Consider the following 19,198-nt stretch of genomic DNA (forward strand, 5'->3'; position numbering starts at 1 on the left):
GCGCTTACTTGCTGGTCCGGATGTTCTCGAAGACGCTGGGGTCCACCAGGGTTGAGGTGTCTCCGAGATCGCGGCCCTCGGCGACGTCGCGCAACAGCCGACGCATGATCTTGCCGCTGCGGGTCTTGGGCAGCTCGGGTACGACGTGGATTTCGCGGGGCCGGGCGATCTTTCCGATCTCCTTGGCGACCTGCTCGCGCAGCACGTCGACCATCTCGTCGCCGCTGGACTTGGCGTGCGCCTCCAGGATGACGAACGCGCAAATAGCCTGTCCGGTCTGCGCATCGCTGGCGCCCACCACGGCGGCCTCGGCGACGTTCTGGTGCCCGACGAGCGCCGACTCCACCTCCGCGGTCGAGATGCGGTGTCCGGACACGTTCATCACGTCGTCGATACGGCCCAGCACCCAGATGTCGCCGTCGGCGTCGTAGCGCGCCCCGTCGCCGGCGAAGTACCACCCCTGCTTTTCGAACCGCTTCCAGTACGTGTCCTTGTAGCGCTCCGGGTCGTTCCAGATGCCGCGCAGCATCGCCGGCCAGGGCTGGTCGAGCACCAGGTAACCGGTGACCGGTTCGGCGTCGGGCGGGCTGGGCGGGATGCGCTGGCCGTCCTCGTCGACGATCTGCGCCGAGATGCCCGGCAGCGCCGCCATGGCCGCACCCGGCTTGGCCGCCGTCACGCCGGGCAGCGGGGAGATCATGATGGCGCCCGTCTCGGTCTGCCACCAGGTGTCGACCACCGGTGTCTTGTCCGCGCCGATCACCTTGCGATACCAGCGCCACGCCTCGGGGTTGATCGGCTCGCCGACCGAGCCCAGCAGCCGCAGGCTGGACAGATCGTGCGCGTCGGGAATCTCACGACCCCACTTCATGAACGTTCGGATCAACGTCGGCGCCGTGTAATAGACCGTGACACCGTACTTTTCGATGATCTCGAAGTGCCGATGCTCGTTGGGCGAGTTGGGCGTGCCCTCGTAGACCACCTGGGTGGCGCCGTTGGCCAACGGTCCGAACACGATGTAGCTGTGCCCGGTGACCCACCCGATGTCGGCGGTGCACCAGTACACGTCGGTGTCGGGTTTGGAATCGAACACGTAGTGCTGGGTGTAGGCGGCCTGGGTCAAAAAGCCGCCGGTGGTGTGGACGATCCCCTTGGGTTTGCCGGTGGTGCCCGAGGTGTAGAGCAAGAACAGCGGATGCTCGGAGTCGAACGCGTCAGGCGCGTGCTCGGGTGAGGCGCTGTCGACGACGTCGTGCCACCACACGTCGCGGCCTTCGGTCCAGGGCACATCGATGCCGCAGCGGCGCACCACCAGCACATGCTGCACCGACGGCTGGTCGGCCACCGCCTGATCGGCGCCCTCTTTGAGCGGCATGGCCTGGCCGCGCCGGTATTGGCCGTCGGAGGTGATCACCAACTTGGCTTCGGCGTCCTGGATGCGCGCGGCGAGCGCGGAACTCGAGAAGCCGGCGAACACCACCGAATGCAGCACACCCAACCGCGCGCATGCCAGCATCGCAACGAGTGCCTCCGGGACCATGGGCATGTAGATCGCCACGCGATCGCCGGTGGCCAGGCCGAGATCGGTCAACGCGTTGGCCGCCTTGCACACCTGCTCCTGCAGTTCGGCGTAGGTGATCGAGCGGCTGTCGCCGACCGGTTCACCCTCCCAGTGCAGCGCCACCCGGTCACCGTGGCCGGCCTCGACGTGGCGGTCCACGCAGTTGTAGGCGACGTTGAGCTTGCCGCCCACGAACCACTTCGCGAACGGTGCGTCCGACCAGTCCAGCACCTCAGTGAACGGCGTGGCCCAGTGCAGTCGCTCGGCCTGTTTGGCCCAGAACGCCAACCGGTCGCGCTCGGCCTCTTCATACATCTCGGCCGTCGCGTTCGACTGGGCGGCGAACTCATTGGAGGGCGGATAGACGGCAGGTGCTTCGGTGTGCGTCTCGGTCATATCTGTGAGGGTAGTCACCGAACGCGACGCGCGGTGAGCATGTCACAACGGATGGGCGGGCCTGCGATACGCGGCGGCTGACGCAGGTGTCGGTTCGGCTAGCGTGGGCTGCCGTGACCGCTTCCGCCGATCCGTTGTCCCCGCTCGTCGAGTTGCCCGGGGTGGCGCAGGCGTGCGAGGAAGCGGGTGAGGCGCTGGGCCGCGCGCACCGGCACCGCACCAACTTGCGCGGCTGGCCCGCGACCGCCGCGGAGTCCGCACTGCGCGGTGCGCGGGCGTCGTCGGTGCTCGACGGCGGCTCGTTGAAGTTGGGCGACGGCGACGACATCGACCCCGTGCTCGCCGGCGCGATCCGGGTGTCCGAAGCGCTCGAGGGTGGCGATACCACGCTGGTGCGGGTGTGGCGGCGCGCGCCGCTGCAGGCGCTGGCCCGGTTGCATGCGCTGGCGGCCGCCGACCTTGTCGACGACGACCGCCTCGGGCGTCCCCGCGCCGACGCCGACGTGGGGGACCGGCTTGCGCTGCTGTCCGACATCGTGACGGGTGGCACGCGGGTGCCCGCCGCGATCCTGGCCGCCGTCGCGCACGGTGAACTGCTGACGCTCGCCCCGTTCGGCAGCGCCGACGGTGTGGTGGCCCGGGCGGTGTCGCGGTTGGTGACCATGGCCAGTGGCCTCGATCCGCACGGGCTGGGCGTGCCGGAGGTCTATCTGATGCGGCAGTCCGGTGACTACACGGCCGCCGCACGCGGCTTCTCGTCCGGGACGCCGGACGGCCTGACGGCATGGCTGTTGTTGAGTTGCCGGGCGCTGCACGCCGGTGCGCGCGAAGCGTTGTCGATCGCGCAGGCGATGGGTTCGTAGGCGTCTGTAGAACAACAACGTGAAGCGGGCGGCGTTCCGAGTGATTCGGCTCGCCGCCCGCTAGCGCGGGGACCCGGTTACCAAGCGTGCTGTGGTGGGCTGCGTGGGTGGCCTCGGCGTCTTGTCGATGCGCTCCGGCTGCGACCCCACCCAAAGGGTCATCTTGGGAAAACTCCCGTGGGAAAGCTCCCGCCGTCCGCTTTTCGCAAATACGCAGGCCCGCAACACTTCTGCCTATTTCGCGGCATGTGCTCCGCGTGGGTGCCGGGATCCGCGCTAGGGAGCCTGGTTCGGGAGTCCGAGCCTTCTCTTCCGGCTCGGCCTTGGCCTTGCCAAGCTTCCGTGCTTCCATTTGTACCCCGTGACCGCGGTCACAGCAAGGGCTAAAACCGGCACCGGGTCCGGATCGTTACGGATCGCGAAACCGGGTGCCCGGACGGCTCAGAATGCGAAGCGCCGCAGCAGCGAATAGGTAAGTGCGCCAGCCGCCAACGCGCTCACCCCGACCGCTGCGGTGGTAGCCACCGCGGCGCCCGACGGCGCGGGGATGCGGTCGCGCAGCGACACCGGTTTGGAGAACGTGAGCACCGGCCAGTTGCGCGCGGCGGCTTCTTTGCGCAACGTGCGATCCGGGTTTACCACGGCCGGGTGGCCGACGATTTCGAGCATCGGCAGATCGGTGATCGAGTCGGTGTAGGCGTAGCAATGCTCCAGGGCGTAGCCCTCGGTGGAGGCGAGCTGGCGAATCGCCTCAACTTTGCCTTCGCCGTAGCAGTAGAAGGCGATTTCACCGGTGTAGCGGCCATCCTCGACGACCATCCGCGTGGCCATGGCGTGGGTGGCGCCGAGCGCCCGAGCGATCGGCGCGACGATTTCCTCACCCGACGCCGAGACTACGACCACGTCGCGGCCGCAGAGCTTGTGATCGGCGATCAGCTCGGCGGCTTCTGCGAACACCAACGGGTTGACGACCTCGTGCAAGGTCTCGCCGACGATCGACTTCACCTGCTCGACATCCCAGCCGGCGCACATGTTGGTCAAGTACGCGCGCATCCGGTCCATCTGGTCGTGGTCGGCGCCCGACATCAGGAACAGGAACTGGGCGTAGGCGGACTTGAGAACGGTTCGCCGATTGATTAGCCCTTGGGCGAAGAAGGGTTTGCTGAAAGCCAAGGTGCTCGATTTGGCGATCACCGTCTTGTCGAGGTCGAAGAACGCAGCGGTTTTCAGCGGCTCGCCCGCCGGGCGGGCCGGTTGCGGAACTGTCGACCGTCCGGTCGGCGGTTGCAGTTCTGTCACGGCGCCAGCATAGGTGCCCGCGCGTGACACCAGCGAGGCGTCTGTACAAACTGGCAGTTCACGACACGTGGCGGTGACTGTAACCTTTCGCGTTTCCGCTGCTTTCTTCGGCAATCAACTCTTGCGCCCCGCCATACTGGCGTGTGTATAGTGAGGCTTACCCGGCTTGTGTCGGGTGTGCATCAGCCCGACCCCCCGGGGCTGATACACGACGACCTCCGCCTCCTCCCCCCCTGGCGGGGGTCGTCACTTTTTCCGGAACCTTTCGCATGGCGGATAAGCAGGGCAGTTATCCAAGGTTGCGGAACGCAGTTTTCGCGGGCGGCCGATTCGGGCGTTATCCCCAACGGCGAACCCATCCCCAGATCTCGGGTGCACCCATGGCGCGGTGTCGGGTTTGCCCGCAATGGTTGCCCCATGGGCGCACCCAACGGCATCCTCGCGCTGATCCACGACCCCACCCTGCGGGCCGATATCGACCGGGTCTGCGCTGCGGTGGGCCTGCACGCCGTGTATGCATCCGAGCCGTCGAGCCGCAAAGTGTGGACCGCCGCGGCGGCCGTGCTGCTCGATCTCGGGGCCGCCCGCCGCTGTGCCGAGCGGGCCCTGCCCCGGCGTGCCCGCGTCGTCCTGGTGGGCCGGTGCGAACCCGTTGCCGCCGAGTGGGAAGCCGCGATCGCGGTCGGTGCACAGCGGGTGATCGCGCTGCCCGACCAGGACGCCGAACTGATGGCGGAGTTGGCCGACGCGGCCGAACAGGTCCGCGAGGATGCACCCCGCGGAGCCGTGGTCGCGGCCATCGCCGGCCGGGGCGGCGCTGGGGCTTCGGTGTTCGCTACCGCACTCGCCCGCACAGCATCACAGGTCACTCACGCCTCAGGAGCACTGCTCGTCGACGCCGACCCGTGGAGCGGCGGCATCGACCTGGTTTTGGGCAGCGAAGCCGTGCCCGGGCTGCGCTGGCCGGACCTGATGCTGCAGGGCGGCAGGCTCACCTACACCGCGCTGCGCGACGCGCTGCCACACCGCCACGGCGTGACGGTGCTGTCCTGCACCCGCGCCGGCGGCGACATCGACCCGGCCCCGTTGGGCTCGGTGATCGACGCGGGTAGCCGCGGCGGGGTGACGGTGGTCTGCGACGTTCCGAGGCGATCGACGACGGCCGCTGAAACCGCGCTGGCATCCGCCGATCTCGTCGTCATCGTGGTCCCCGCCGACGTCCGGTCTTGTGCCGCGGCGGCCGCGACGGCGCGTTGGGTCACGACGGTCAACCCCAACGCGGGACTTGTGGTCCGTGGTCCCGCGCCGGGCGGCCTGCAGTCGCGTCAGGTCGCCGACATCGTCGAGTTGCCGTTGTTGGCCGCGATGCGTCCGCAGCCGTCGGTGGCGCGCATCCTCGAATGCGACGGCCTGCGGTTGCGTCGACGATCGCCGCTGGCGCTGGCCGCCGGCCGGGTGCTGACGGTGCTGCGCAAGCATCCGGTGGTGGCCGCGGGATGAGCGGGTCGCTGATCGACCGGGTCCGTGAACGCCTGGCGGTCGAGTCGGCGCCGCTGCGCCCCGATGTGGTCGCCGAGGCGATCCGCGCCGAATCGGGCGGGCTGCTCGGCGACAGCGAGGTGTTGCGCGGGCTGCGGGCGGTACAGACCGAGCTGACCGGCGCCGGGGTGCTGGAGCCGCTGCTGTGCGCCGAGGGCATCACCGACGTACTGGTGACAGCTCCTGATGCGGTGTGGGTGGACGACGGGGCAGGGCTGCGTCGCAGCACGATTCGGTTCGCCGACGAGACCGCGGTGCGTCGGCTGGCCCAACGGTTGGCGTTGGCGGCGGGCCGGCGCCTCGATGAGGCCCAGCCGTGGGTGGACGGCCAACTGCACGGGTTGGGCACCGGCGAGTTCAGCGTGCGGTTGCACGCGGTGCTGCCGCCCGTCGCCGTCGGCGGGACGTGTCTTTCGCTGCGCGTGTTGCGGCCCGCGACCCAGGATCTGGCCGCGCTGATCCGGGCCGGCGCCATCGAACCGGCCGCCGCGGCGCTGCTCGACGACATCGTCGGCGCGCGCCTGGCCATGCTGATCTCAGGCGGCACGGGCGCCGGCAAGACAACGCTGTTGTCGGCCCTGCTGGGTGCCGTGCCCGCCGACGAACGCATCGTCTGTGTGGAGGATGCCGCCGAACTCGCCCCCGCCCATCCACACTTGGTGAAGCTCGTGGCCCGCTGCCCCAACGTCGAAGGGGTCGGCGAGGTGACCGTGCGCGACCTGGTGAAGCAGGCGTTGCGGATGAGGCCCGACCGCATCGTGGTCGGCGAGGTGCGCGGCGCCGAAGTGGTCGACCTGCTCGCGGCGCTCAACACCGGCCACGACGGTGGCGCGGGCACCGTGCACGCCAACAGCCCCGCCGAGGTGCCGGCCCGGCTCGAGGCGCTGGCCGGTCTCGGCGGACTCGACCGCGCCGCGCTGCACAGCCAACTCGCCGCTGCGGTCCAGGTGGTCGTGCACGTTAGCCGTGACCGCAGCCGAAGCCGCCGATTGACCGAGATCTCGGTGCTCGAGCGCGGTCCCGACGCCAGGGTGCAAGCCGTAACGGCCTGGCACGTCGACCGTGGGCCCGGGTGCGGCGCAGAGCAGCTGCGACGCCTGATCGACGACCGGCGGCGCGGATGAGCGCGGCGGCCCTGGCGCTCGCGCTCGCCCTGTTGATCGCCCCCGCACCGGCCCGCCACGTCGCCCTGCGGCGCCACGCGCAACGCCCGCCATGGACACGGTTCCTGAGGCTGACGTGGCCGGTGGTTACCGCGCTGGTGTTGGCGGTCATCGCGCCGCTGGGCATCGTGGTGGCCGCCGCGATCGTCGCCACCACCGTGGAAGTGCGCCGTCGACGCCGGGTCTGGAAACGAGACAGCGCGGCCGAGGCCGTCGCCCTGCAAGGCGCGCTGGACGTTCTCGTCGGCGAGCTTCGCGTCGGCGCGCACCCGGCGGCGGCGTTCGCCACGGCCGCCAAAGAGGTCGACGGCGGTGTGGCGGCGTCGCTGCGCACCGTCGCTGCGCGGGCCCGGATGGGTGGCGATGTCGCCGCGGGGTTGCGTAGCGTCGCGGCGCGCTCGGCGCTGTCGACGCACTGGGAACGTCTCGCGCTGTGTTGGCAGCTGGCGCAGGCGCACGGCTTGGCGATCGCGACGCTGATCCGCACCGCCCACAGCGACATCGTTGAGCGCGAGCGCTTCTCGGCTCAGGTCACCGCCGCTATGGCAGGCGCGCGCACCACCGCGGCGGTGCTGGCCGGACTGCCGGTCCTCGGCATCGGCCTCGGCCAGTTGATCGGCGCCGATCCGCTGCGCTTCCTGTGCTCCGACGGCGCGGGGCAATGGTTGTTGGCCATTGGTGTCGCGTTGGCGTGTGCCGGGCTGGCGTGGTCGGACCGCATCACCGATCGGGTTTCGACATGACGGCCGCGGCGCTGTTGTTGGCGGCGGCCATGCTGGTCGGTCCGGGTGCAACGCCCAGGCTGGCACCCGTGGCGCCGAAACCGGTTCAGCCGCACCGCGACCACGGTAAAGATCCGTTGGCCGCCGCTTCCGCGCTCGACGTATTCGCCGCGTGCCTGCGTTCCGGTATGGCGGTGTCGACGGCGGCGGCGGTGTCGGCGGCGCTGGCTCCGCAACACCTGGGCCGGGTACTGACGCGGGCGGCCGACCTGCTGGCGCTGGGCTCGGATCCGGCGGTGGCGTGGTCGGAGCCCACCGCACACCGCGACCAGCACACCGACGCGCTGCTGCGGTTGGCGCGCCGCTCGGCCGCATCGGGTGCCGCGCTGGCTGACGGCATCACGGACCTGGCCGCCCGAACCCGTGACGACGCCGCAGCCGGCGCCCGGGCGGCGGCCGAACGCGCGTCGGTGTTGATCGCCGGACCGTTGGGGCTGTGCTACCTGCCGGCCTTCCTGTGCCTGGGCATCGTCCCGGTGGTTGTCGGGTTGGCCGGTGACGTGTTGCGGTCAGGAGTCCTGTGATTGAAAACAAGGAAGGGAAACACCATGCTGGCGAACAAGATTCGGGCGGCCCAAGCGCGGTTCACGCTTTTGTTGGTCGACGAGCAGGGGATGTCGACCGTCGAGTACGCGATCGGGACGGTGGCCGCGGCGGCGTTCGGCGCGATCCTGTACACGGTGGTCACCGGCGACTCGATCGTCAGCGCGCTGACCAACATCATCAACCGCGCACTGAGCACCAACGCCTAGGTGGGGAGTCCGGGGCCGCGACGGTGGAGGCGGCGTTCGCGCTCGCGGGTCTGGTGGCGGTGCTCATCGTGTGCGTGGCCGGGCTCACCGCGGTCTCGATGCACATCCGCTGTGTTGACGCCGCGCGGGAGGCCGCGCGGCTCGCGGCGCGCGGTGACGACGGCGCGGCCGTCGCGCGCCGCGTCGCACCCGACGGCGCGGAAGTGGAGATGCGGCGCGACGGCGGGTTCGTCGTCGCGACGATCAGGACTCGGTCGGTGCTGCTGCCGGGGATCACGGTGGCAGCGCGGGCGGTGGCCGCCGTGGAGCCCGGCGCGCGGTGAGGACGGATCGGCCACCTTGCTGGCCGTCGCGGCGATGGCGGTGCTGTTGGCGGTCACCGTCGGCGCGGTGTATGTCGGTGCGGCGGTGATCGGGCGACACCGCGCGCAGGCGGCCGCCGACCTGGCTGCGGTGGCGGCCGCGACGTCTCTGGCCGACGGCGCTCCGGCGGCGTGCACACGGGCGGGCGCGATCGCGCACGCCATGGAGGCCACCGTTATCCGCTGTGACGTCGAGGACTTGGATGTCGTTGTGACCGTCGACGTTCCCGTTGCGGTGGGACGGCTCGCAGTCGGCCCTGCCCGCGCCGTCGCGCGCGCCGGACCGGTCGAAATGAAGCCTTGAGGCTGCGGAGAGCAGGGGAGGGGGCTATGGCATCGGCATTTCGGTTCACACCTTCACCACGGATAGCGCAGGACAGGCGCGGGCGATCTGGTCGAAGTCGGCATCCTGCGTGACGACGGGAAGACCGTGCTCGATCGCCGTGGCCGCGATGAGAGCGTCCGTCAGCTTCACTGCTCGATGCACGCCTGCGGCTCGGCAGTCCGCCACAAGTCGGGCCCACGAAACCATCACCGCTTCAGTGATCGGGATGGGGTCTGCCGCGCGCGCCAGCGCGAGCGTATCCGCCCGACGGGCTCGGGTCGCGGCATCGCCTGCGTTCAGCATGCCGAGTTGTAGTTCGCCGATCGTGATGACCGAAAGCGCCACTCTTTCAGGAAGTTTCGCCATGGCGCGGCAGCCCTCACGAGTGATGAAGACTGACGTGTCCAGCAAGCCAACTGAAACCTCGACGTCGATCACAGGTCGTCGATGGTCTGACCGGCAAGGTGGACGAGTTCGTCGGCCAAGCGCGCGTCTGCCGAGCGTTCGACGAGTTCGCTTTGTAAACGCTCCCCCGACAGCCACCGGCTGCGACGCGTATGCGGCACGATATCGGCGACCGGCTCGCCATGCACCGTCAGCGTTACCTGCTGCCCGGCCTTCACTGCGTCGATCACCCGGCTCGTGTGATTCCGCAGGTCCCGCACACCAACCTCCATGTGCGACAGCGTAGCACTGTAGCTGCCACTTCCGGTTTGAGGCGGCTGCGTCCAACCAGGTCATCGTGTATTTCGGCCTCGTTCAGGTGGGTTGGCGGCGGCGAAGGCGGCGCGGCTGAGTCCACACCAATCGCGAAACTGTATTCCGGCAGGCCGCTACTGCGAACTGTTCCAGCTGGAATACAGTTTCGCGGCACAATGGCCTAGCCGCCACCTGGCATCGCTATTCCCCGGTGAGTTCGTCGGCGCTGGGCTGACGCAGCATCGCCAAGCCGGCGTAGGTGCCTTCCTCGAGCTCGATCCGGTTGACCGTGATGTGCACCGGCGTCCATCCGCCGTCGGTCGCGGTCATCCGCAGCACACCCGACGCGGTGCCGGACGCGAATTGCCGTGCCATCTCATCCATCCGGGGACGGTCATCGGGGTGCACGGCGTGTTCACCGGCCATGCTGGTGCGCCAGTCGAAGAACGGCGCCGGATCGTCGAGCCACTTGAGCAGCGTCCAATCGGTCAGATCGACCAGCGCGCGGTGCACACCCGGCTGGGCCAGCCCGGCGAGGATCCGCTGGGCCAGGTAGTCGGGCGGTTGGCTCGCTTCGTCACGCTCGGCGCGCCAGTTCATCGCCCGGCACAGCAGGCGTGCATCGTCGTCGTCTTCGTCGGTTTCGAGCACCGCGCGCACCACGAACCCGACGGTGATCGGCTCGCCGCGATAGTCGGTGATGTCCCAGGTGCTGCAGAACGTCGTGCCGGGCTCGCGCCCGATCACCATCGACAACACCTTGGCCTCGCTGGGGTTCAAGTCGCGCTTGGGCAGATCGTCGGCGAACGTGCGGCCCTGCGTCGGTTCGACCTCGGGGTCCCACCCGCTGTTGGTCAGCGATTCGGTCGTGCCGGTGGCCAGCCCGCTGGCCAGATCCCACACCAACGGCCCGACGACCGGACGTTCGGGCGGCTCCATATCGGGCGGGCCCGCCCACACCTGCACGCCGTGGATGCGCCCGTCGGTCATCTGCACGACCTCGGTGCTGATCACCCGGTCGTTCTTCGGGGTGATGCTGGACAGCCCCTGGCCGGCGCGCACGGTCTCACCGATGGCCGTCTGGATCGCCATCAGGTGCGGATTTCGCCGTAAGAACGTGCTGATGGGAATCAAGTTGTGGGTGCGACGACCCTGGGCGACCACCGCAGGCTCGCTGCCGAGAGTTTCCACGAGCAGCCAGTCGTGGGTCATGGCCGGAAGTTTACCGGCGCCGCGTGGGCCCGAACCGCCCGACCGACCGCTGCGCGGGCTCATCAGCGCGTCCCCGAAATCGCGGTCAGGACCAACCGCAGCACCCGCAGCGCGCCGTCTTTGTCCAACGGGTCATTTCCGTTGCCACACTTCGGTGATTGCACACACGACGGGCAACCCGACGGGCACTCGCAGGCCTCGATGGCCGCCGCCGTCGCCGACCACCAGGTGTCGATGCGCCGGAAACCGCGGTCGGCGAAACCGGCGCCGCCGGGATAGCCGTCGTAGACGAAAATCGTTGGCAGCCCGTCCACCGGCCCGATCGCCGTGGACACCCCACCGATGTCGCCGCGGTCGCAGCTGGCGATCAGCGGCAGCAGCCCGATCGCGGCATGTTCGGCGGCGTGCAACGCCCCCGGCACCCGCAACAGATCTAACCCGTTGCGCTGCAGGGCTTCCGCGGTGATGGTGCACATCACCGCGGTGGTGTCCAGGGTGCGGGTCGGCATGTCGAGTTCGACGAAGTCGATCACCTCCCCGCTCAACCGGCGGCGCAGATACCCGATCACGGTGTTGGTCACCGACACCGGCACAAGACCGATGGTGACCTCACCGTGGTGCGTTCGTTCACCGTCGCCGGTGACCACGATGTCGGTCAGCTCGCGCGCGAACGTCGTGTATCCGGGGTCCTCGGCGTGCACGAACGCCACCCCGTCTTCGAGGTCCAGGGAGTCGACCACGTAGCTCTCACCCTGATGCAGATAGACCGCCCCGGCATGCACCGATGCGTAGGCCTGACCCACCGCGGTGCTGCCCAGCATCCGGCCGGTGTCGGCCTCCAGGATGGCGATCTGGCCCCCCGATGAGCCCCGGATGTCCACCGCCGGATGGGGATCGACGCCTGGGGTGGGGAAGTAGCCGTTGGTGCGTCGGCGCAGCAGCCCGTCGTCGACCAGCGACTCGGCCACCACCTCCGCGTTCCACATCCGCACCTCCGCATCGGCGAGCGGCAGTTCGGTGGCCGCGCAAAGCAGTTGGGGGCCAAGAACGTACGGGTTGGTGGGGTCGATGACGACACGTTCGATGGGTTTGTCCAGCAGCGCTGCCGGGTGGTGCACCAGGTAGGTGTCGAGCGGATCGTCGCGCGCGATCAGCACGATCAGCGCGCCCTGACCGCGCCGCCCCGACCGGCCCGCCTGCTGCCAGAACGAGGTCACGGTGCCGGGAAACCCGGCCAGCACCACGGCGTCCAGGCCGGCGATATCGACGCCCAGCTCCAACGCGTTGGTGGTCGCCAGCCCGCGCAGCTCACCGTCGGACAGGGCACGCTCCAGCGCGCGGCGGTCTTCGGCCAGATAGCCGGCCCGGTACGACGCCACCCGCTCGACCAGTTCGGGCGCGAGTTCCTCCAACCGGGACCGCGCGCCGAGCGCGGTGAGTTCGGCACCGCGTCGGGACCGCACGAAGGTCAGCATGCGCGCGCCCTCGGCGACCAGGTGCGCCATCAGCTGCGCGGCCTCCGCTCCGGCCGAACGCCGTACCGGCGCGCCGTTTTCACCGACCAGTTCGGCCAGCAACGGCGGCTCCCACAGCGCGACGGTGCGCGCCCCCTGCGGGGAGCCGTCGTCGACGACCTCGGCGACCGTCTGACCGATCAGCTCCGAGGCGGTGGCGGCGGGTTCAGAGGTGGTCGCGCTGGCGAAGATCACGGTGGGTGACGACGAGTAGCGCGCGCACAGCCGGAGCAGCCGGCGCAGCACCATCGCCACGTTGGATCCGAAAACACCACGGTAGTAATGGCATTCGTCGAGCACGAGGTAGCGCAAGTTGCGCAGGAACACCGCCCAGCGGCCGTGGTTGCGCAGCAGCGACAGGTGGATCATGTCGGGGTTGGAGAAGATCCACCGCGACCGCTCGCGGGCGAAGCGGCGCACGTCGGCCGGGCTGTCACCGTCGTACGCGCTCGGCGCGACGTCACGCAGTGGCACCGCCTCGGTGAGCTCCACGGCGGCCCGCAGTTGGTCGTGGCCCAGCGCCTTGGTCGGCGACAGGTACAACGCCCGCGCCCGTGAATCGGTCCGCAGAGCCGTCAGTATCGGTAGTTGGTACGCCAGCGATTTACCCGACGCGGTCCCGGTGCTCAGCACCACGTGGCGTCCGTCGTGGGCGAGGTCGGCGGCGAGGCGTTGGTGTGACCACGGCGCGGCGATACCGCGATCAAGGAACGCCCGCACCACATCTGGGTCGGCCCACGGTGGCCACGTCTGCGGCCGGCCCTGGCGCGCGGGTAGATCCGCGACGTGACGCAACGGACTGGCCCCGTTGGCGGTGATGTCCTCGACCACGCCGGCGAGTAGCTCGCGGCCGAAATCCGCCATTATTTGGCCCTCCTGAAGAGTCTCCTAGCGCAATTGTGCCCACTTGCTTGTGCCGAGAACTGTCGCAGCAGCGCCGAACGTGGTTGACTAACGGCGGTCGCAGCTTCTGTGTTCGTGTATTTGCACTCGCAGGATCGACGTTGCGATCGCGGTTCCTGCGAGGGTTGTAGGTCGGGTCGAGTTCCGAACACTCCACGAAGGTATGGCGGTCGGAACGGGCCCGGGCTACCGAACCACGGTGGACCGCACCCGGAGAATAAGAGAAGGAAACAACAGGAAATGCCACAGGGAACTGTGAAGTGGTTCAACGCGGAGAAGGGCTTCGGCTTCATTGCGCCGGAGGACGGCTCCGCTGACGTTTTCGTCCACTACACGGAAATTCAGGGCAGCGGATTCCGCACCCTGGAGGAGAACCAGAAGGTCGAGTTCGAGGTCGGCCAAAGCCCCAAGGGGCCGCAGGCCACGGGTGTTCGGGCCGTCTAGAAAGACCACCCCAAACCAGGCAACACCCCGCACGAATCCGGAACCGGATGACGCGGGGTGTTCTCTTTTGCCTGCCGCTGCGGCCCGGCGCACCCGGCTGAGGCCCGAAGCTGGCTTACTGTCGGCATGTGAGCCAGCTGTCGTTCTTCTCGGCAGAGTCGGTGCCGCCCGCGGTGGCCGACCTGACGGGGCTGCTCGCTGCGCCCGGCCAGGCGGTGCTCGTCGGGGCCGGGAAAGACCAGGCTGCGCGCCTTTCCGTGGTGGTCGAGGCGATGTGGCGGGCCGAGGGCATCGCCGAAATGGTGATCGAGGCCGGTCTGCAGCCCGAGATCACCCGCACCGAGGAGCACACGCCGTTGGTGCGCACGGCGGTGGACCCGCTGCTGGTGCCGATGGCCCTGGCGTGGACCCGCGGGGCCGTCAAGACGGTGCCGCCGCAGTGGATGCCTGGACCCAGGGAGCTTCGGGCCTGGACGCTGGCCGCGGGCACCCCCGAGGCCGACCGATATCTGCTCGGGCTGGATCCGCACGCACCCGACACGTACGCACCGCTGGCGTCGGCGATGATGCGGGTCGGCATCGCTCCGACCCTGATCGGCACCCGCGGAGCCCATCCGGCGTTGCGGATCAGCGGGCGCCGACGGCTATCGCGCCTGGTAGAGAACGTGGGGGAACCGCCGGACAACGTGGACGCGTTGCCCCAGTGGCCACGCGTATAACGGTAGACAGATAGGGGGGCAGTTTGCGTCGGCTCGCGCGGGGTGCCAAATTGTCAGTTGCCTTTCGCGGCGACGATCCGTCGATGCATGGATTGCGCCGCGGATGGGCAACAGAGAAGTGGAGCGTAGACACAAGTGGTTGACGGGGACCGCGGCAGCGGCCGCAATGGAAGCGTCCGGCGGCTCGTCATAGTCGAGTCGCCAACCAAAGCACGCAAAATTGCTGGTTACCTCGGCTCGGACTACATCGTGGAGTCCTCCCGCGGCCACATCCGTGACCTGCCCAGAAACGCCGCCGACGTGCCCGCGAAGTACAAATCCGAGCCGTGGGCGCGCCTCGGGGTCAACGTCGAGCAGAACTTCGAGCCGCTCTACATCATCAGCCCGGAGAAAAAGAGCACGGTCAACGAGCTGAAAGACCTGGTCAAAGATGTCGACGAGGTCTATCTGGCCACGGACGGTGACCGCGAGGGCGAGGCCATCGCCTGGCACCTGCTCGAAACCCTCAAACCGCGTGTGCCGGTCAAGCGCATGGTGTTCCACGAGATCACCGAGCCGGCCATCCGCGCAGCCGCCGAAGACCCCCGCGACCTGGACAACGACCTGGTCGACGCGCAGGAGACCCGCCGGATCCTGGACCGGCTATACGGCTACGAGGTCAGCCCCGTGCTGTGGAAAAAGGTCGCGCCGAAGCTGTCGGCGGGCCGGGTGCAGTCGGTGGCCACGCGCATCATCGTGCAGCGCGAACGGGAGCGCATGGCGTTCCGCAGCGCCTCCTACTGGGACGTCACCGCGGAACTGGACGCCAGCGTGTCCAACGCCCAAGCCACCCCGCCCACGTTCACCGCGAAGCTGAACACCGTCGACGGGCGCCGGGTCGCCACCGGACGCGATTTCGACTCGCTGGGCGCGGTGCGCAAGCCCGACGAGGTGCGGGTGCTCGACGAGGCCGCGGCCACCGCGCTGGCCAACGGGCTGCGCGGCGCGCAGCTGACGGTGTCCTCCGTCGAGCAGAAGCCCTACACCCGGCGGCCCTACGCGCCGTTCATGACCTCCACGCTGCAGCAGGAGGCCGGGCGCAAACTGCGGTTCTCCTCGGAGCGCACGATGAGCATCGCGCAGCGGCTCTACGAGAACGGCTATATCACCTACATGCGCACCGACTCGACCACGCTGTCGCAGTCGGCCATCACCGCGGCCCGCAACCAGGCCCGCCAGCTCTACGGCGAGGAGTATCTGCACCCGTCGCCGCGCCAGTACACCCGCAAGGTGAAAAACGCCCAGGAGGCCCACGAGGCCATCCGCCCCGCCGGTGATGTGTTCTCCACGCCCGGCCAGCTGCACAGCCAGCTCGACACCGACGAGTTCCGGCTCTACGAGCTGATCTGGCAGCGCACGGTGGCCTCGCAGATGGCCGACGCGCGCGGCACGACGCTGAGCCTGCGTATCTCCGGTGCCTCCAACGACGGCCAGCAAGTGGTGTTCAACGCCAGCGGGCGCACCATCACGTTCTCGGGCTTCTTGAAGGCCTACGTCGAGAGCATCGACGACCAGGCCGGCGGCGAGGCCGACGACGCCGAGAGCCGACTGCCCCAGCTCGAGCAGGGCCAGCGCGTGGATGCCAAGGACCTGACCGCCGACGGGCACCACACCAGCCCGCCGGCGCGCTACACCGAGGCGTCGCTGATCAAGGCGCTCGAGGAGCTCGGCATCGGAAGGCCCTCGACCTACAGCTCGATCATCAAGACCATCCAGGACCGCGGCTACGTGCACAAGAAGGGCAGCGCCTTGGTGCCGTCCTGGGTGGCGTTCGCGGTCATCGGACTGCTCGAACAGCACTTCAGCCGACTGGTCGACTACGGGTTCACCGCCGCGATGGAGGACGAGCTCGACGAGATCGCCGCCGGCAACGAGCGACGGACCAACTGGCTCAACAACTTCTACTTCGGCGGCGATCACGGGGTGGAGGACTCGATCGCCCGCTCGGGCGGGCTGAAGAAGCTCGTCGGCGTCAACCTCGAGGAGATCGACGCCCGACAGATCAACTCCATCAAGCTGTTTGACGACGAGCAGGGCCGCCCGGTCTATGTGCGGGTGGGCAAGAACGGCGCCTACCTGGAGCGGATGGTCACCGGCGACGACGGCGAGCCTACCCCGCAGCGGGCTAACCTCAAGGACGAGCTGACGCCCGACGAGCTGACCCTGGAGCTTGCCGAAAAGGCCTTCGCCACACCGCAAGAAGGCCGGCTGCTGGGCATCGACCCGGCGACCGGGCACGAGATAGTCGCCAAGGACGGCCGCTACGGTCCGTACGTCACCGAGGTGCTGCCGCCATCGTCCGAGGGCGACGACGGTTCGGCGGGCAGTACGGCCAAGAAGGGCAAGAAACCCACCGGACCCAAGCCGCGGACGGGTTCGCTGCTGCGGTCGATGGACCTCGAGACGGTCACGTTGGACGACGCGTTGCGGCTGCTGTCGCTGCCGCGGGTGGTCGGTGTCGACCCGAACACCGGTGAGGAGATCACCGCGCAGAACGGCCGCTACGGCCCGTACCTGAAGCGCGGCACCGACTCCCGGTCGCTGGCCACCGAAGAGCAGATGTTCGACATCACGCTCGAGGAAGCGTTGAAGATCTACGCCGAGCCCAAACGTCGTGGTGGACAGCGGGCTTCGACTCCGCCGCTGCGCGAGCTGGGTGAGGATCCGGCGACCGGCAAGCAGATGGTGATCAAGGACGGCCGGTTTGGTCCGTACGTGACCGACGGCGAGACCAACGCCAGCCTGCGCAAGGGCGATGACGTGCTGTCGCTGACCGACGAGCGTGCGGCCGAACTGTTGGCTGATCGCCGCGCCCGCGGCCCGGTGAAGCGGACGAAGAAGGCCGCCAAGAAGAAGGCGCCGGCGAAGAAGAAAGCCGCCAAGAAGTAGCTTCCGTGTTTCTCGCCGAAACCGACGTTTGGGCGGGAAAGTTCGAGTAAAACTCACCAAAACGTCGATGTCGGCGCTGCGGGATGGCTCGGCTAGGGCTGCGGGGAGGTCGCGTCGGCGTCGACGGGCTCGGTCGACGCCCGGTTCAGCGGCCGGGCCAACTGGGTCGGCGCGACACGGCCGCGTAACTCCACCACCTCGCCGACGTCCCAGCACAACGCCTCCGCGTCGAGGGCACCGCTGACGGCCACCGCCGACGCCAACACGTGGCCTTCCTCCAGCTTGGCCAGCTCGGTCAGCCGGGCGGCCTCGTTGACGGGGTCGCCGATCACGGTGTACTCGAAGCGGGCCTTGGCGCCGATGTGTCCGGCGATGGCGCGACCCGCCGACACCCCGATGCCGAACTCGGTCTGGCCCAACACCTCGATCAGCTCGTCGTGCAGCTCACGCGACGCGGCCAGAGCCGCCCCGCACGCGTCGGGATGCTCGATCGGCGCGCCAAAGATCGCCAGCGCCGCGTCGCCCTGGAACTTGTTGACGAACCCGCCGTGGCGGTTCACCGTGTCGACGACGACGCGGAAGAAGTCGTTGAGCAGGTTGACGACGTCGGCGGCGGGGATGGTCGCGGCCAGCTGCGTCGAGCCGACCAGGTCGACGAACAGCACGGCGACGTCGCGTTCCTGGCCGCCCAGCTCGGTGCCCCGCTCCAGCGCGCGACGGGCCACGTCCTCACCGACGTAGCGACCGAAGAGGTCACGCAGCCGCTGCCGCTCGGCCAGATCGCGCACCATGTCGTTGAAACCCGCCTGCAGCAAACCCAATTCGCTGGCGTCGTAGATTTGCATGTGAGCGTTGTAGTTACCGCGCTGCACTTCACCCAGCGCCCAACGCAACTGCCGCAGCGGGTCGGCGATCGACATCGCCACCAGCACAGTGCCCGCCAAGCCGACCACCAGCGCGGTGATCGCGAGGATCAGGATCGGCGTGTTGAGCCGGCTTGCCGGAGCGGTCAGGATCTCGAACTTGCTGGCCACCAACGCCAGCACGATCGCCAGAATCGGGACCGCGGTCGACAGCACCCACGTCATCACCTGGCGCCGCACCACGCCTGGGGCGCGGAAGTTCTCCGGAACCCCGCCGCGCAACGCGGCCACGGCCACGGGGCGCAGGATCCGCTCGGACTGCAGATAGCCGATGATCGCCGTCGCGGTGGCACCCAGCCCGCTGGCGACCGCGATGACCGGCGCCGACCTGGCCGCCACCGGCCAGCTGGCGACGATGAACACGATCGAACCGAGGAACCAGTTCATCACGTTGATCAGCGACCGGTAGTACGGCATCCGAAGCGCCCTGGTGCGGGCGAGCTCGGTTTCGGCCGGATCGCGGTCGCCGAGCAGCATGTCGCGCCGTTGCCAGCGCATGACCGGGATCAGCAGCCGCAAACTCAGGTACGACGCGGCGGTGAACGAGACGAAAAGGAAGCCGAGGAACACCGCCAGGTTGAACACCGGCAGGTCCTGCAGCTGGATGCGGTCCTCGGGCGGTAGGCCGAACCGCAAAAAGCTCACGACCAGCAGCGCACCGATGATGTCGGCCTGCAGCATGCCCAGGGTGAATACCGGCCACGGGGTGCGCGCCACCCATCGGACGAATGCGCTGATCCGCCCGATCGGCAGTGCTTCTGCGGCCACGCGTCAACCGTATCGGGCATCGGCGACGACGACGGATGGTGTGAGA

At 68.9% G+C, this 19,198-nt stretch carries 16 protein-coding genes and 2 pseudogenes; 11 read left to right on the plus strand and 7 right to left on the minus strand.

Annotated elements, in window-relative coordinates; genetic code table 11:
• Positions 1–4: 4 nt before the first annotated feature.
• Entirely contained in the window at positions 5–1,957 is a 1,953-nt protein-coding gene (gene acs, locus ABQE44_RS15410; protein ID WP_448430691.1) for an acetate--CoA ligase, read from the minus strand.
• 113 nt (positions 1,958–2,070) lie between these two features.
• Here acs and ABQE44_RS15415 point away from each other — a divergent pair, with 113 nt between their 5' ends.
• Positions 2,071–2,820: a Fic family protein gene (locus ABQE44_RS15415; RefSeq protein ID WP_448430693.1), complete on the plus strand. Its 750-nt coding sequence runs from the start codon at positions 2,071–2,073 to the stop codon at positions 2,818–2,820.
• Positions 2,821–3,261: 441 nt separating this feature from the next.
• Here the strand turns inward: ABQE44_RS15415 and ABQE44_RS15420 are convergent, their stop codons facing one another.
• Entirely contained in the window at positions 3,262–4,110 is an 849-nt protein-coding gene (locus ABQE44_RS15420) for an HAD-IB family hydrolase (protein WP_448392046.1), read from the minus strand.
• A 426-nt stretch (positions 4,111–4,536) separates the two neighbouring features.
• Between ABQE44_RS15420 and ssd the strand changes: the two genes are divergently transcribed.
• The 7 genes and pseudogenes from ssd to ABQE44_RS15455 all read left to right on the plus strand — a co-directional run.
• On the plus strand, positions 4,537–5,619 hold the full coding sequence (ssd, locus tag ABQE44_RS15425) for a septum site-determining protein Ssd (RefSeq protein ID WP_448430695.1): 1,083 nt from the start codon (positions 4,537–4,539) through the stop codon (positions 5,617–5,619).
• Complete coding sequence (locus ABQE44_RS15430) at positions 5,616–6,782, plus strand: TadA family conjugal transfer-associated ATPase (RefSeq protein WP_448430697.1); 1,167 nt, start codon at positions 5,616–5,618, stop codon at positions 6,780–6,782. Before ssd ends, ABQE44_RS15430 begins: the two co-directional genes overlap by 4 nt.
• Complete coding sequence (locus ABQE44_RS15435) at positions 6,779–7,564, plus strand: type II secretion system F family protein (RefSeq protein WP_448430699.1); 786 nt, start codon at positions 6,779–6,781, stop codon at positions 7,562–7,564. The genes ABQE44_RS15430 and ABQE44_RS15435 overlap by 4 nt, the downstream gene beginning before the upstream one ends.
• Positions 7,561–8,127: a type II secretion system F family protein gene (locus ABQE44_RS15440; RefSeq protein WP_448391913.1), complete on the plus strand. Its 567-nt coding sequence runs from the start codon at positions 7,561–7,563 to the stop codon at positions 8,125–8,127. The genes ABQE44_RS15435 and ABQE44_RS15440 overlap by 4 nt, the downstream gene beginning before the upstream one ends.
• 24 nt (positions 8,128–8,151) lie before the next feature.
• Positions 8,152–8,355 (plus strand): DUF4244 domain-containing protein, encoded by a 204-nt coding sequence (locus ABQE44_RS15445; RefSeq protein ID WP_448391914.1) that lies wholly within the window; start codon positions 8,152–8,154, stop codon positions 8,353–8,355.
• Positions 8,356–8,378: 23 nt separating this feature from the next.
• Positions 8,379–8,678, plus strand: a complete 300-nt coding sequence (locus ABQE44_RS15450; protein WP_448391915.1) for a TadE family type IV pilus minor pilin — start codon at positions 8,379–8,381, stop codon at positions 8,676–8,678.
• 10 nt (positions 8,679–8,688) lie between these two features.
• A pseudogene (locus tag ABQE44_RS15455) lies at positions 8,689–9,021 on the plus strand (Rv3654c family TadE-like protein); the annotation flags it as partial.
• 135 nt (positions 9,022–9,156) lie between these two features.
• Here the strand turns inward: ABQE44_RS15455 and ABQE44_RS15460 are convergent.
• The 4 genes and pseudogenes from ABQE44_RS15460 to ABQE44_RS15475 all read right to left on the minus strand — a co-directional run.
• A pseudogene (locus tag ABQE44_RS15460) lies at positions 9,157–9,480 on the minus strand (PIN domain-containing protein); the annotation flags it as partial.
• Positions 9,477–9,719, minus strand: a complete 243-nt coding sequence (locus ABQE44_RS15465; RefSeq protein ID WP_448391916.1) for a type II toxin-antitoxin system Phd/YefM family antitoxin — start codon at positions 9,717–9,719, stop codon at positions 9,477–9,479. The pseudogene ABQE44_RS15460 and the gene ABQE44_RS15465, both read right to left, overlap by 4 nt.
• 223 nt (positions 9,720–9,942) lie before the next feature.
• Entirely contained in the window at positions 9,943–10,953 is a 1,011-nt protein-coding gene (locus ABQE44_RS15470; protein ID WP_448391917.1) for a PAS domain-containing protein, read from the minus strand.
• A 62-nt stretch (positions 10,954–11,015) separates the two neighbouring features.
• Positions 11,016–13,331 carry a DNA 3'-5' helicase SftH gene (locus tag ABQE44_RS15475; protein WP_448430701.1) on the minus strand — a complete coding sequence of 772 codons (2,316 nt, stop codon included), beginning with the start codon at positions 13,329–13,331 and terminating at the stop codon, positions 11,016–11,018.
• 279 nt (positions 13,332–13,610) lie between these two features.
• Here ABQE44_RS15475 and ABQE44_RS15480 point away from each other — a divergent pair, with 279 nt between their 5' ends.
• The 3 genes from ABQE44_RS15480 to topA all read left to right on the plus strand — a co-directional run bounded on the left by ABQE44_RS15480 (position 13,611) and on the right by topA (position 17,461).
• Entirely contained in the window at positions 13,611–13,814 is a 204-nt protein-coding gene (locus ABQE44_RS15480) for a cold-shock protein (RefSeq protein WP_006243848.1), read from the plus strand.
• Positions 13,815–13,942: 128 nt separating this feature from the next.
• On the plus strand, positions 13,943–14,533 hold the full coding sequence (locus ABQE44_RS15485) for a hypothetical protein (protein WP_448391919.1): 591 nt from the start codon (positions 13,943–13,945) through the stop codon (positions 14,531–14,533).
• Between the two features lie 135 nt (positions 14,534–14,668).
• Complete coding sequence (topA, locus tag ABQE44_RS15490; protein ID WP_448391920.1) at positions 14,669–17,461, plus strand: type I DNA topoisomerase; 2,793 nt, start codon at positions 14,669–14,671, stop codon at positions 17,459–17,461.
• Between the two features lie 92 nt (positions 17,462–17,553).
• Here topA and ABQE44_RS15495 read toward each other — a convergent pair whose 3' ends face one another.
• Positions 17,554–19,152, minus strand: a complete 1,599-nt coding sequence (locus ABQE44_RS15495) for an adenylate/guanylate cyclase domain-containing protein (protein ID WP_448391921.1) — start codon at positions 19,150–19,152, stop codon at positions 17,554–17,556.
• Positions 19,153–19,198: the final 46 nt, after the last annotated feature.

Source organism: Mycolicibacterium sp. XJ2546, from assembly GCF_053483195.1.